At 69.3% G+C, this 14,114-nt stretch carries 13 protein-coding genes; 2 read left to right on the top strand and 11 right to left on the bottom strand.

The features are described from left to right. The first annotated feature begins 460 nt into the window (after positions 1-460). Both atzF and ACWDZ6_RS32775 read left to right on the top strand, forming a co-directional pair. Positions 461-2,095: an allophanate hydrolase gene (atzF, locus tag ACWDZ6_RS32780; RefSeq protein WP_451505731.1), complete on the top strand. Its 1,635-nt coding sequence runs from the start codon at positions 461-463 to the stop codon at positions 2,093-2,095. Positions 2,096-2,205: 110 nt separating this feature from the next. After that, complete coding sequence (locus ACWDZ6_RS32775; protein ID WP_451505730.1) at positions 2,206-2,601, top strand: nuclear transport factor 2 family protein; 396 nt, start codon at positions 2,206-2,208, stop codon at positions 2,599-2,601. 75 nt (positions 2,602-2,676) lie between these two features. Here the strand turns inward: ACWDZ6_RS32775 and ACWDZ6_RS32770 are convergent, their stop codons facing one another. From ACWDZ6_RS32770 to ACWDZ6_RS32720, 11 genes are all read right to left on the bottom strand, one after another. Next, positions 2,677-5,505 carry a DEAD/DEAH box helicase gene (locus ACWDZ6_RS32770; RefSeq protein WP_451505733.1) on the bottom strand — a complete coding sequence of 943 codons (2,829 nt, stop codon included), beginning with the start codon at positions 5,503-5,505 and terminating at the stop codon, positions 2,677-2,679. A 196-nt stretch (positions 5,506-5,701) separates the two neighbouring features. Next, the gene (tatC, locus tag ACWDZ6_RS32765; RefSeq protein WP_451505732.1) at positions 5,702-6,610 is read right to left on the bottom strand and encodes a twin-arginine translocase subunit TatC; all 909 of its coding nucleotides are present in this window, start codon (positions 6,608-6,610) and stop codon (positions 5,702-5,704) included. A 98-nt stretch (positions 6,611-6,708) separates the two neighbouring features. Further along, the gene (tatA, locus tag ACWDZ6_RS32760; RefSeq protein ID WP_451505729.1) at positions 6,709-7,002 is read right to left on the bottom strand and encodes a Sec-independent protein translocase subunit TatA; all 294 of its coding nucleotides are present in this window, start codon (positions 7,000-7,002) and stop codon (positions 6,709-6,711) included. 214 nt (positions 7,003-7,216) lie between these two features. Continuing rightward, on the bottom strand, positions 7,217-7,414 hold the full coding sequence (locus tag ACWDZ6_RS32755) for a hypothetical protein (protein WP_326648739.1): 198 nt from the start codon (positions 7,412-7,414) through the stop codon (positions 7,217-7,219). Positions 7,415-7,433: 19 nt separating this feature from the next. Then, entirely contained in the window at positions 7,434-7,688 is a 255-nt protein-coding gene (locus ACWDZ6_RS32750) for a hypothetical protein (protein ID WP_326648740.1), read from the bottom strand. A gap of 28 nt (positions 7,689-7,716) precedes the next feature. Next, the gene (locus ACWDZ6_RS32745; protein WP_366735707.1) at positions 7,717-8,697 is read right to left on the bottom strand and encodes a helix-turn-helix transcriptional regulator; all 981 of its coding nucleotides are present in this window, start codon (positions 8,695-8,697) and stop codon (positions 7,717-7,719) included. 17 nt (positions 8,698-8,714) lie between these two features. Then, positions 8,715-9,671 carry a helix-turn-helix transcriptional regulator gene (locus ACWDZ6_RS32740; RefSeq protein WP_451505728.1) on the bottom strand — a complete coding sequence of 319 codons (957 nt, stop codon included), beginning with the start codon at positions 9,669-9,671 and terminating at the stop codon, positions 8,715-8,717. Positions 9,672-9,799: 128 nt separating this feature from the next. Beyond that, positions 9,800-10,174, bottom strand: a complete 375-nt coding sequence (locus ACWDZ6_RS32735; RefSeq protein WP_326648743.1) for an FKBP-type peptidyl-prolyl cis-trans isomerase — start codon at positions 10,172-10,174, stop codon at positions 9,800-9,802. 43 nt (positions 10,175-10,217) lie between these two features. Then, positions 10,218-11,162, bottom strand: a complete 945-nt coding sequence (locus ACWDZ6_RS32730; RefSeq protein ID WP_326648744.1) for an FKBP-type peptidyl-prolyl cis-trans isomerase — start codon at positions 11,160-11,162, stop codon at positions 10,218-10,220. Between the two features lie 109 nt (positions 11,163-11,271). Continuing rightward, on the bottom strand, positions 11,272-12,633 hold the full coding sequence (gene pafA / locus ACWDZ6_RS32725; RefSeq protein ID WP_366735709.1) for a Pup--protein ligase: 1,362 nt from the start codon (positions 12,631-12,633) through the stop codon (positions 11,272-11,274). 9 nt (positions 12,634-12,642) lie between these two features. Further along, positions 12,643-13,911: an MFS transporter gene (locus ACWDZ6_RS32720; RefSeq protein WP_351458776.1), complete on the bottom strand. Its 1,269-nt coding sequence runs from the start codon at positions 13,909-13,911 to the stop codon at positions 12,643-12,645. Positions 13,912-14,114 lie beyond the last annotated feature (203 nt).

Here is a 14,114-nt window from a genome sequence, read left to right as displayed (position 1 = left end):
CTCACCGCGCTTCGCGCGAGTTGCGACGCTTTACGTCCCGGACACGACCCCTGCGCGTCCCCCTGCCCGGAGGCAAGGGCGGGCCCCCTCGGGTGCCGGCACTCCTGGGCGTGAGGGGCGGCGACCCGCACCCGGTGGTGTGAGGGGCGGCGACCCGCACCCGGTGGTGTGAGGGGCGGCGACCCGGAGCCGGTGGCCGTAGGTGGGTGAGGCGCCGCTGCCGGGAGGCTCGCGGCGGAGCACACCCGGCGCACCCGAGGTTGAAGGCCTCAGGCCGTCGCACCGCTGCGCGAAGCTGCCGCTCCGGGGGCGAGGGGGCGTCAGCCCCCACGAACCCCTCCCCCCATGGGGCCTGGGGGCACCGCCCACAGTTTCGGGAAGGGGCGGGGTGGGGGAAACGCCCCGCACCGCACCCCCCGCACCCCGACCACCATCACCGCAGCCCAAGGAGCCGCCACACATGCCCCCTACCGCCCTCGCCCGCGTGCGGGACGCATACGAGCGCATCGACCGGGCCCAGCGGCCCGACATCTGGATCACCCTCCGCCCCCGCGCGGACGCCGAATCGGATGCCCGTACCGTCGACGCGCGCATCGACGCCGGTGAGCAACTCCCCCTCGCCGGCCGCACCGTGGCCGTCAAGGGCAACATCGACGTCGACGGCCTCCCCACCACCGCCGCCTGCCCCTCCTACTCCTACAACCCGGCCGCCGACGCCCCCTCCGTCGCGCGGCTCAGAGCCGCCGGTGCCGTCGTGCTCGGCAGTACCAACATGGATCAGTTCGCCACCGGCCTCGTCGGCACCCGCTCCCCGTACGGCGCGGTACGCAGCGTCCACGACCCGGCGAGGGTCGCCGGCGGATCCAGCTCCGGATCCGCCGTCGCCGTCGCCCTCGGCATCGCCGATCTCGCGCTCGGCACGGACACCGCCGGCTCGGGCCGGGTCCCCGCCGCCTTCAACGGAATCGTCGGCATCAAGCCCACCCGCGGCCTCGTCCCCACGGACGGCGTCGTCCCCGCCTGCGCGAGCCTCGACTGCGTCAGCGTTTTCGCCCGAACGCTCCCCGAGGCCGAGCTCGCCCTCGCCGTCGTAGCCACGCCGCCCGGTCGCGCGGCCCCGCACCGCGCCCCCGGCCCCTGGCGGGTCGCCGTGCCCTCGGCAGCGCAGCTCGGGGCCATGGACGACGGCTGGGCCGAGGCGTACGAAGCGGCAGCGGACCGCCTCGCGGGCGTCGGCGCCCGCCTCAGCCCCATCGACCTCACGCCTTTCACCGAGGCAGCCGCGCTCCTCTACGACGGCGCGTTCGTCGCCGAGCGCTACACAGCCGTCGGCACCTTTGTCGACAAAGCCATGAGCGACCTCGACCCCACCGTCGCCGCCATCATCCGTGGCGCCCGCGACATCCCCGCCCATCGACTCTTCGCCGACCAGGCCCGGCTCGCCGCCCTCCGCTCGCGCGCCATGACCGCCCTCGCCGGAGCGGACGCGCTCCTCCTGCCCACCACCCCGGGCCATCCCACTCTCGCCGACGTCGCCGCCGACCCGTTCGGCGCCAACGCCCGGCTCGGCCGGTTCACCAACTCCACCAATCTCTTCGACCTCGCCGCGGTCGCGGTCCCCGCAGATGAAGTGGACGGCCGCCCCTTCGGTGTCATGCTGATCGGCCCGGCCGGCACGGACGACCGACTCGCCAGGATCGCCGGGCACCTCACCCCGCCGGCTTGCCTCACCGTCGTCGGTGCCCACCTCAGCGGCCAGCCTCTCAATCCCCAACTCCTTGCCGTCGGCGCGCGGTTGATCCGTACCACCACCACAGCCCCCGCCTACCGGCTCTTCGCCCTGCGCACCGACCCGCCCAAGCCAGGTCTTGTCCATGTGGAAACCGGCGGCCAGAAGATCGAGGCCGAGATCTGGGAGTTGCCTCCGGAGGGCCTCGGCACACTCACCGCCGCCCTCCCCCGCCCCATGGCCATCGGCCGCGTGGAGCTGGCCGACGGCACCACCGCCCCCGGTTTTCTCTGCGAACCCGCCGCGCTCGACGATGCCCTGGACATCACGGAGTACGGCGGCTGGCGGGCGTTCAGAAACAGTTGACTCGGGCTCGCGGCACCTTCTCGCCGTCGCGGAGCTGCGTGGACAGCCATCCGAACCCGACGGATGATGGAGAAAAGCGGAGGTTATTGGGACGAAAGGTGGGAATCGCTATGGCTGAACACCCGGACTGCGCTCTGGTACGCCGGGGTTACGCAGCGTTCGGGCTGGGTGACATGGAGGCACTCGGCTCCTTGATGACCGCGGATGTCGTCCACCACGTTCCGGGAGACAACCCGCTGTCCGGACACCACAAGGGCCGCGACGCCGTTCTCGACCTCTATCGCCGCTTCGGCGAGGAAACCCTCGGCACGATGCTGATCGAGCTCGAAGCGGTGCTCGGCGACGGCCGCGGGCATGTCATGTCCTTCCATACGACCCGGGCCGACCGCGGCGACCTCGGCATCGAGGTCCGCCAGGGGCTCTTCTTCACCATCGTCGGCGGCAAGATCACTGACATCGACCAGTGCACCGAGGACATCGACGAGGAAGACAGGTTCTGGAGCTGACCTCCCGGAGCCGAACGTCTCCGCCCCGTCCACCGCGTACAGGCGGTGGACGGGGCAGTGCGACGGCTGACGGTCTCAGCCGACCGAGCTGTACGCCACAACACCCCGCAACAGCGCGTCGACCGCCTTGCGTGCGTTCTTCCCGACCGTGCTGCCCTCCCGCGGCGACGCCGCCGCGATCTGGCCGAGGACGTCGATGACCTGCTTGGACCAGCGGACGAAGTCGCCGGCGGGCATCTCCGCCTCGCGCAGCACCTCGTCGAGGCTCCGGTCGGAGGCCCACTGGTACGCGGCCCAGGCGAAGCCGAGATCGGGTTCGCGCTGTCCGACACCCTCCGCCTGATTGATCTTGAACTCTTCCTCCAGGGCGTCGAGCCGACCCCAGATCCGGATCATCTCGCCGAGCGCGGCCTTCGCCTTGCCCGCCGGGACCTTGGGCGCCACCGCGTCGTCGGCCTGCCGTGCCTCGTACACCAACGCCGAGACGCACGCGGCCAGTTCGGCCGGGTTGAGCCCCTCCCACACACCATCGCGCAGGCACTCGCTCGCCAGCAGATCCAGCTCACCGTAGAGCCGCGCGAGTCGCCTGCCGTGCTCGGTGACCTCGTTCCCGCGCAGATAGTCCAGTTCGGTCAGCAGCGCCACGATCCGGTCGAAGGTACGGGCGATGGTGTTCGTACGCCCCTCGATGCGCCGCTCCAACTGCCGGGTGTCGCGCTGCAGCCGGTGGTACCGCTCCGCCCACCGCGCATGGTCCTCGCGCTCCGCGCAGCCGTGGCAGGGGTGCGCGCGCAGCTCGGCACGGAGCCGGGCGATCTCGCGGTCGTCGGCGGCCTCGGCCCGCTGCTTGCGATGCCGCTCGGGCACGATGTGGCCGGCCTTCGTCCGCAGCGCGGACGCCAGATCGCGCCGCGACTGGGGGGAGCGCGGGTTGAACGACTTCGGGATCCTCATCCGCTCCAGCGCCTCGACCGGCACCGGGAAGTCCATCGACGCCAGCCGCTTGACCTGACGCTCGGCGGTCAGGACCAGCGGCCGCGGACCGTCGTGCTGCTCGAAGCCGCGGTGTCCGTTACTGCGTCCGGCCGGAATGCCCGGGTCGAGCACCAGCGCGAGACCCGCGAACTTGCCCGTCGGGACATGGATGACATCGCCGGGCTTCAGCTTCTCCAGCGAGGATGCCGCGGCGGCCCGCCGCTGTGCGACGCCCTGCCTGGCCAGTTCCGTCTCGCGGTCCTTGAGCTCACGGCGCAGCCGTGCGTACTCCTCGAAGTCTCCCAAGTGGCAGGTCATACCCTCGCGGTAGCCCTCGAGTCCCTCTTCGTTCTTCTGCACCTGGCGACTTATGCCGACGACCGACTTGTCCGCCTGGAACTGCGCGAACGAGGTCTCGAGCAGCTCGCGCGAGCGGTGGCGTCCGAACTGCTGCACCAGATTGACGGCCATGTTGTACGAGGGCTTGAAGCTGGAGCGCAGGGGATACGTGCGCGTGCCGGCAAGACCGGCGAGAGCGGCCGGGTCCATGGCCCGCTGCCACAGCACCACCGCATGGCCCTCGACATCAATGCCGCGCCGTCCCGCCCGGCCGGTGAGCTGGGTGTACTCACCGGGGGTGATGTCGGCGTGCTGCTCGCCGTTCCACTTGACGAGCTTCTCCAACACCACGGAGCGGGCAGGCATGTTGATGCCGAGTGCCAGTGTCTCGGTGGCGAAGACGGCTTTGACCAGACCGCGTACGAAAAGCTCCTCGACGACCTCCTTGAAGGTCGGCAGCATGCCGGCGTGGTGCGCGGCGATGCCACGCTCCAGACCTTCCAACCACTCGTAGTAACCCAGGACATGCAGGTCCTCGCCGGGGATTGCGGCGGTCCGCTCCTCGACGATCTCGCGCACCTTGAGCCGCGCCTCCTCGGCGTTGAGCCGCAGTCCCGCGTACATGCACTGCTGTACGGCGGCTTCGCAGCCCGCCCGGCTGAAGATGAAGGTGATCGCGGGCAGCAGCCCTTCCGCGTCGAGCCGCTCGATGACCTCGGGCCGTCCCGGCGTCCAGATCCGGGTGCGCTGGCGCCGCTCACGCTCGCGGTCCGCCTCGCGGATCATCTTCCCGCGACGGCGATCGCGGGGGTTGTACGTGCGCTGGTTCTCCATCCGCGCCATGCGTGCGAGATCGGGGTTGACCTCGCGCCGGGTCACGCCGCGGCCGCCGTGGTCGCTCTCCTCCTCGAAGAGGTCGTACATCCGGCGGCCCGCCAGGACGTGCTGCCACAGCGGCACGGGCCGGTGCTCGGAAACGATCACCTCGGTGTCGCCGCGGACGGTGTCCAGCCAGTCGCCGAACTCCTCGGCGTTCGACACGGTGGCCGAGAGGGACACCAGGGTCACCGACTCGGGGAGGTGAATGATCACTTCCTCCCAGACGGCGCCGCGGAAGCGGTCGGAGAGGTAGTGGACCTCGTCCATGACCACATGGCCGAGACCGAGCAGCGACTGCGAGCCCGCGTACAGCATGTTGCGCAGCACCTCGGTGGTCATCACAACCACCGGTGCATCGGGGTTGACGCTGTTGTCACCGGTGAGCAGGCCGACCTTGTCCGCGCCGTAGCGCCTGGCGAGGTCGGTGTACTTCTGGTTGGACAGTGCCTTGATGGGTGTGGTGTAGAAGCATTTACGGCCCTGCTGAAGGGCCAGGTGGACGGCGAACTCGCCGACGATGGTCTTGCCGGAGCCGGTGGGCGCCGCGACGAGCACGCCCTTGCCCGCTTCCAGGGCCTGACAGGCCTCGATCTGGAAGGGGTCCAGGTCGAATTCGTACAGCGCTCGGAAGGGGGCCAGCGCAGTGGCCTCCTCAGCAGCGCGAATACGGGCAGCGACGTAGCGCTCAGCGGGAGAGAGGTCCTCGGTCATCTTGCTCACGAGCCTACCCGTCGCCTCTGACAGTGGGCGCGATCTTTAATTGACCGGGGCAAGTACCGGTAGGGGCACCCGCACGGCGCCCGGAACGCACGAGCGGCCGGTTGCGCGGCGTGCGCGCCCCGGCCGCATCCAGCGGTGCTACTGGCGAAGGGTGAATCCCGCCGGTCACCCGGCGGACCTTGCAGGCTCAGGTGATGTCGTCGTAGCCGTTGAGCCGGTTCGAACGCCCACCGTCCGCTTCACCGCCGGCCTGCTCGGGCAGTGCCCGGCTGGCAGGTACGGACTCGATCTCACCGACGGCCTCGGGGGTGAGGTCGAGTTCGGATGCCTCGTCGTCGTCGAGCTCGGCGTCGGGGTTCCGCCGCGCGCGGCGCTTGTCGTTGACAATGGCGAAGCCCACGGCCATGAAGTACAGGATCACGATCGGCCCGGACAGGGCGATCATGCCGATCGGGTCCGTGGTGGGCGTGGCGACCGCCCCGAAGACGAACACGCCCATCACGACGCCGCGCCACCAGCGGACCATACGACGCCCGCTCACCATGCCCACCAGGTTGAGCATGATCAGCAACAGCGGCAGTTCGAAGGCGAGCCCGAAGACCAGCACCATGCGAACGGAGAAGTCGAGGACGTCGTCCAGTTCGAGGAGGTTGCCCGCGGTGTCGGGCGTGATGCTCAGCAGCACCTTCATGCTGATGGGCATGATCACGTACGCCAGGTACGCGCCGGCCGTGAAGAGCGGAACCGCGGCGGTCACGAAGTAGTACGTGTACTTCTTCTCGCTCCTGTGCAGGCCCGGGGCCACGAAGGCCCAGAGCTGGTAGAGCCAGACGGGGCAGGAGAGGAGGATGCCCGCCATCATGGTCACCTTGACGGTGGTGGTGAAGGGCGACAGCAGCTTGTTGAACACGATGGTGGCGCACTGACCACCGGTGTTCTCTGCGATCCCGCCGCCTTTGCACTTGGGCACGGGAGCGGAGAGGAAGTCCATCAGCTGCTTGTTGTAGAACGCCGCGAAGATGCTCGCGATGACGATCGCCAGCAGTCCCTTGGCAAGCCGGTTGCGCAGCTCACGCAGATGGTCCGCGAGCGGCATCCGCCCCTCGGGGTCCTTCTCCTTCGGTTTCGAGCGGGCAGGCTTGAGCAACCCACGTCCTCATCTCGTGCGGCAGGCCACGATCGGCGGCCTTGGGGTCAGCGCTGGGTGGTGGTGTCGGTCGGCTCGTTCACAGGACGAGCACTCGTCACATCGCCGGGCGAAGCCTGAATCGTACGAGGAGCGGCCTGACCCTGGGCCGGGTCCTGCGTCGGGTCGGCAGGGGTGGCAGCCGGCTGACCCTCCGACTTCATCGCCTTGGCCTCGCTCTTGAGGATCCGGGCGGACTTGCCCAGCGAACGGGCCATCTCGGGAAGCTTCTTGGCTCCGAAGAGCAAGACAACGACAACGAGGATGAGAATGATCTCGGTGGGGCCGATCTGTCGGAACATAACTGGTGTCTACCTTCTCACCGAGGCGGCATGGGGCTGAGCTGCAGATCGCTGCGGACCGGTGTCCGAGCCGCGACCGGCTGCGATCGTAACTCTCACGGGTAAACGCAGGGCAATGCCCTTGCGTACTCCCGTCGCGGCCGGCGCCTCATTGCCTGTTGCCGCCGTCTTCAGCCTACCGCCCGGGTCAGCCGTGCATCAGGGTGCACCCCGGCTACCGCAGGGCTTCACCGGTGCGGGCCAGACCGGTCGCCGCGTTCTCCAGATCCTGGGCGGCCCGGTTGATGCGCTCCGTGGTGCGGGCCACCTCACGCCCCAGTCGCTGGGCCTCGAGGAAGACCCGGACACCGAGGATCCCGAGTACAGCGATCCCGAGGAAGCCGAGGGCGATGGCGAGCATGGGCCAGAACATAGGCAGAACCTGGGCCGTTCTAGACGGTGGAGTGGAGGCGCAGGGTCCGCACGCCGCCGCCGGTGAGGAGCTCGACGATGCGCTCCCCGGCCGGCCGGCGGACGGCCTTTTCGCATTCGGGGCAGGTGAAGGAGTAGAAAGTGGTGCGGCGGCTGGCGCCGATGGCGAGCCGCAGCGCCCCTGCGGAGAGCTCGAAACGGCCGCGGCACTCGGGGCACGCGGCTTTGAAGAGGACCGGTCCCACCGTCGCCGGAATTCCAGACATCAGAGACATGCCGCGCGAATCTCCTTTTTCCTGACTGTCATACGCCGCGAGATTCCTGACTGTCATACGCCGCGAGCGCCTCACGCGCCGCCAGCCGGGCACTGTCCGCCAGGTCCTGCGGCGAGACGATCCGCCCGTCCCGCCCCAGCCGCAGTGCAAGCCGCCGCAGCGAGGCCGGGGCAGGTGTACGCAGAGTGATGCGCAGGCCACCCTCGGGGAGCTCCTCCGCGCTGTCGTGCGGGTAGTACTCGGCGACCCAGCGTCCGCCGGGGCCGACCTCGACCACAACCTCCGGATCGTCCGCGGACGGCTGCACCAGCCCTTCGGAGAGATCCCTCAGCTCGATCTCGGGCGGTGCGGAGGGGGCGTCGAGCAGCTTGATCTCGGCCACCCGGTCGAGGCGGAAGGTCCTGCGCGCCTCGGAGAGACGGCACCACGCCTCCATGTACGTATGCCCCACGGCGAAGAGCCGGATCGGGTCCACCTCACGCTCGGTGAGCTCGTCGCGCGCGGGCGAGTAGTACTTCAGCCACAGGCGCCGGCGCTCCGAGATCGCCCGGTCCACATCGGCGAAGACACCGCCCTCGGACTCGAAGGTGACCGAGAGCCGGGAGCTCGCGCCTGCCGCCTCGCCCGCCGCGGTCTCCAGTTTCGCCGTGGCCCGCAGCAGCGCCTCGCGGTCGCCCTCGCGCAGCCCGGGCAGAGTGGCGACGGCGCGCGCGGCCACCAGCAGAGCCGTCGCCTCGTCGGCGGCGAGCCGCAGCGGCTCAGCGGTACTCGTGCCGGAGGCATCCGGATTGCGCCACCAGATGCGGTCCCCGTCGGTGTCGATGTCGAGCAGATCACCGCCGCGGAAGCTGGTCCCGCACATCGGCAATACGTCGAGGTCGGAGATCAGCTCGTCCTCGGTGATCCCGAAGGCGCGGGCGACGTCCCCCACGCGCGCGCCGGGGCGCTCGCGCAGATAGGTCACCAGCGAGAGCATCCGCCGGGTCTGGTCAATGGCGTTGGCGGCCATGGTTGTACGAGTCCCCCTCAGCCCTTGGCCACGGCACGGAGCCGGTCGACCACATCGGCCCGCAGATCCGCGGGCTCCAGTACGACGACGTCCGGGCCGAACTCCACGAGCCAGGCGTCGAGCCCGTGCCCGTACGGAATCTCCAACTCGTCCCAGCCCTCGCCCAGTTCCCGGACGGACTGTGCTCTCGAGCGCAGCGGATAGCCGCAGCCGGAGCGCAGCCGGATCACGGCGGAGCGGGTCGCGGTCTCACCCGCCCAGGTCTCGACCGTCTCGCGGACGGTCACGACGTCGGGCACGGGGGCGGTGAACGAGCCGGCCCGGGAGCGGACCCGGCCGGTGATACGCGAGAGCCGGAAGACCCGCTCGGCCCCCCGGTCCCGGTCCCAGCCGGCGAGATACCAGTGGCCGCGCCAGAACTCGAGGGCCCAGGGTTCGACCTGACGCTGCTCGGGACGCGCGGCATTGGCCTTGCGGTAGTCGAAGACGACGGGGCGGCGGTCGCGGCAGGCGAGCATCAGCGGTTCGAAAGCGGCCTCATGGACCGGGATACGGGGCTCGAGTGCGCTGTGGTGCGCCTCGTACGAATCCTCCGCCTCGGGCATACCGGCAGCGCGCAGCTTCTGCAGGGCGCCGCTTGCCGCTCCGGCCAGTCGCGCCTGCTGCCAGACCTTGGCCGCCAGCCCGAGGGCGGCGGCCTCCTCGGCGTCCAGCGTGATGGCGGGCAGCCGGTTGGAGTCGCGGCGGGCGAGATAGCCGGTGTCGCCGTCGAGGTTGTCCACCGTCTCGATGACCAGGCCGAGTTCGCGCAGATCGTCCTTGTCGCGCTCGAACATCCGGTTGAAGGAGTCGTCGGAGCCGGCCTCCAGATAGGCCTCGATGGACCCGCGCAGCTCGCGCTTGCTGAGCGGACGCCGGGTTCCCAGCAGGCACAGCGCCAGATTCATCAGCCGCTCGGCCTTGGCAATGGCCATCGACGCCCTTCGCCCCCATCTACGTAACACTTCCGAGCGTTGACCGTACCGCTCCGGGGTGTCGGGGCAAAAGCCGAGGGCCCACGCCAGGCGGCATGGGCCCTCGTTACGCTACGAAGCGATCGGACTCAGACAGCAACCAGATCGCAGACGAAGATCAGCGTCTCGCCGGGGGCGATGACGCCGCCACCGGCGCCACGCTCGCCGTAGGCAAGGTGCGCGGGGATGGTCAGCTGGCGACGGCCGCCGACCTTCATACCCTGCACGCCCTGGTCCCAGCCGGAGATGACCTGGCCGACACCGAGCTGGAACTGGAGCGGGGTGCCGCGGTTCCAGGAAGCGTCGAACTCCTCGCCGGTGGAGAAGGCCACGCCCACGTAGTGGACGGAGACGGTGTCACCGGCCTTCGCTACCGCGCCGTCACCCTCCCAGATGTCCTTGATCTCCAGGTCGGCCGGCGGCTCGCCACCCGGGAAATCGATCTCGGGCTTCTCGATGCTCACTGAACTGCTCCTCTAAATGATGAACGGGGCAACCTGGACAGTCTTACATCTTTGTCAGAAGGTCCACGGCGAAGACGAGCGTCGAGTTCTTCGGGATGCCCTGCTTCTCCTCGGCGCCGAAGGCCTGGTCCGGCGGGATGACCAGCAGCACGCGGCTGCCGACCTTCTTGCCGATGAGACCGTCCTTGAGGCCCTTCAGCGTCACCTGCGCCAGCGGGAAGGTCTGGGTCTTGCCCGCCTGGTACGTGCTGTCGAACTTCTTGGCGCCGTTCCAGAGATAGGCCTCGTACTTCACGACGACCGTGTCCTTCGCCGTGAGCACCGGGCCCGTGCCCTCGATCACGTAGTTGGAGACGAGCTTCTTCGGCGGGTCGGACTTCTTGGGGAAGGTGACCGAAGGGGCCTTGCCGTCGGTGTTGGTGCCCACCTTCGGCAGGTCGATGTTGTCCTGTGCGACCTCGGTGCCCTTGGCGGACACCGGAAGCGTGGTCGCCTTCAGAATGTCGACGACGAAGACCAGAGTGGAGTTGGCGGGGATCTGGTCACCCTTGGCCTGATCCCCGTACGCGAGCCCCGGCGGGATCGACATCTCGAGGCGGCTGCCGACCTTCTGGCCCTCGAGGGCCTTCTCCCAGCCCGGGATGACATTGCCGGCGCCGAGCGTGAGGTCGAGCGGCTGCTTGGTGTCGAAGCTGTTGTCGAACGGCTTGTCCGAGACCCAGGTCTGCCCGAGATAGTTGACCTGAAGGACATCGCCCTTCTTGGTCGTCGCGCCGTCACCCTTGCTGACGACGTCGACCTTCAGCTCCTTGGGCGGATCACCCTCGCCCTTCGCCAGGGTCGGCTTCTGGCCGAACTTGGCGCCGGCGGTGATCGCAGGCAGCCCGTTCTTGGACGAGGTGGAGTCGGAGCCCTTGTCGTCGCTGCCGCACGCCACTGTCGACAACAGCAGCAAGGGGACGACGAGAAGGCCGGCAAGTCGGCGCACGTGTTCCTCAGATCTCAGACGGCACAGTAGTTGCCCGACACTCTAGGGCGTGCCCAGGGCCCCGTACGAGGAACGTACGGGGCCCGAGTCGCGTTCCACCAGGTGGTGGCTACATACCGGCGATGAGCTTCTCCACCCGGTCGTCGACCGACCGGAAGGGGTCCTTGCACAACACGGTGCGCTGCGCCTGGTCGTTGAGCTTGAGGTGCACCCAGTCGACGGTGAAGTCCCGCCGCTGCTCCTGAGCCCGGCGGATGAAGTCGCCGCGCAGCCGTGCCCTGGTGGTCTGCGGGGGCACCGACTTGCCCTCGAAGATCTTCAGGTCGTTGCAGATCCGGGTGGCCTGCCCCTTCCTCTCCAGGAGGTAGTACAACCCCCGGCGGCGGTGGATGTCGTGGTAGGCGAGGTCTATCTGGGCGACTCGCGGGTGCGACATGGTCATATTGTGCTTGGCCCGGTACCGCTCGATGAGCTTGTACTTCATCACCCAGTCGATCTCGGTGCCGATCCGGTCGAGGTCCTCGGCCTCGATCGCTTCCAGCGTGCGGCCCCAGAGTTCCAGGACCTGCTCGACGGTGCCGGTGCGGATCCCGCGCCGCTCGACGAAGTCCACGGCTTTCTCGTAGTACTCGCGCTGCACTTCGAGTGCCGAGGCCTCGCGTCCGCTGGCCAGGCGTACCTTGCGCTGTCCGGTGATGTCGTGGCTGACCTCGCGGATCGCCCGGATCGGGTTCTCCAGGGTCAGATCGCGCATGACCGTGCCCGCCTCGATCATGCGCAGTACGAGGTCGGTCGCGCCGACCTTCAGCAGCATGGTCGTCTCGGACATGTTCGAGTCGCCGACGATGACATGCAGGCGGCGGTAGCGCTCCGCGTCGGCATGCGGTTCGTCGCGGGTGTTGATGATCGGGCGCGAGCGGGTGGTGGCGGAACTGACGCCCTCCCAGATGTGCTCGGCGCGCTGGCTGACGCAGTAGACCGCGCCACGCGGGGTCTGCAGCACCTTGCCCGCGCCGCACAGCAGCTGACGGGTGACCAGGAACGGGATGAGGATGTCCGCGAGCCGGGAGAATTCTCCGTGGCGGGCGACGAGATAGTTCTCGTGGCAGCCGTAGGAGTTTCCCGCCGAGTCGGTGTTGTTCTTGAAGAGATAGACGTCGCCCGCGATTCCCTCCTCGTGCAGGCGGCGTTCGGCGTCGACGAGCAGGCCTTCGAGAATGCGCTCGCCCGCCTTGTCGTGCGTGACCAGTTCGGTCACGTTGTCGCATTCCGGAGTTGCGTATTCCGGATGCGAACCCACGTCGAGGTAGAGGCGGGCGCCGTTCCGCAGGAAGACGTTGCTGCTGCGGCCCCATGAGACAACACGGCGGAAGAGGTAGCGCGCCACTTCGTCAGGTGACAGTCGGCGCTGTCCCCTGAACGTGCACGTGACGCCGTACTCGTTCTCCAGCCCGAAAATGCGGCGGTCCATGTCTGAACATTACGCCTCAAGGCCTGTGCTGAAACCGGGTTCGGCAGCACCGTTTCGATCATTTTCCGATGAGCCCGCGATGTCCTTGGTACGGCCGGGAACTGCGAGTACCCGCTGAGTGGCCATCAGAACCATGAGCGCGGCGACGCCTCCGGCTCCGGCGACGGCGAAGCTCCAGCCGGTCCCGCCGAGCTCGACCGCCGGGCCCGCGACAGCCGTTCCGACCGCCGCGCCGACACCGAAGGTCGTGACGAGCCAGGAGAAGGCCTCGGTGACGGTGCCGGTCGGAGCGTGCCGGTCGACAACGATGAAGGCGCAGGCTATCGCGGGCGCCAGAAAGACTCCGGCGACGGCGGAGAGCGCGGTCATGGCGGCCACGCCGGGGGTGAGCGCGAGCGGCAGGTAGCCGAGCGCGAGCAGGGCGACAATGACAAGGAGGCGGCGCTCGGGTGCTCCGGCCCACTGCCGGGCGCCGTAGACCACGCCGCCGAGGAGCGCGCCGAGTCCGAGAGCCGCCATCAGCCAGCCGTACACCGCCTGGCGGCCGTGATCGTCGGCGTACGCGACCCCGGCGACGGTGATGGAGCCGAGCGCGAGGCCGACGAAGAAGAAGGCACCGAGGAGGGCGAGCAGTCCGGGTGAACGCAGCGCGCCGAGCCAGTGAGCCTCGCGGGGTGCGGAACGCCAGGCGCGGGACGGTTCGGAAAGGACGACGGAGAGCGCGCCGAGCACACCTATGGCATTGATGACCAGCAGGGCCGCGGCTGGGGACCAGAGCGAGACGAGCAGGGTAACCAGCAGCGGGCCGACGGTGAACATGACTTCCTGGGCCACGGCGTCCATGGCATAGGCCCGGTGCACCTGGTCCTCGCGGTCGAGGACGCTGGGCCACAGGGCCCGCAGTCCCCCTTCCAGGGGTGGGGTGAAGAGGCCCGCGACGACCACGGCGGCGTACGCGGCCGGCAGCGAGCCGGTGCCGACGGCGGCGAGGAGGGTCATACCGAGGGCGGAGAGGACTGCGGCGGGCAACTGGACCCGCGGCTGTCCGTACAGGTCCACGGCGCGGCCGAGCAGCGGCTGGCCCACGGCGGTCGCCAGTCCGTACACGGCGGCGAGCGCGCCGGCGAGGGTGTAGCTGCCGCCTTCGGCGCGGGTGAACAGGACGATGGCGATGTGGGCGGTGGCGCTGGGCAGCCTGCCCACGAGCGTGCCGGTGAGCAGGCGGGCGGCGTGCGGCGCCTTGAGTATGTCTGCGTAGCCGGTGGCTCCGACGGCCATGTTCCGCCCCTCACTCCCGGCTCGACCCGAGGTTTTACGTATAACGTGGTCGGTCATACGTACCATGTCGGCAGTCCGCGGGTCCACCGCGGGCGATGTCCGAACGAGCGGCGAGCGCCGGAGGACGGCACGATGGCACACGGGTCCCAGGACGAGCCCGCGGCAGCCGCCCCAGGGCCCGAGGGCCTCGTGGCCCTCGGGCC

It is taken from the genome of Streptomyces sp. NPDC002926 (assembly GCF_053591755.1).
This window is presented reverse-complemented; position numbering and strand designations above follow the sequence as displayed.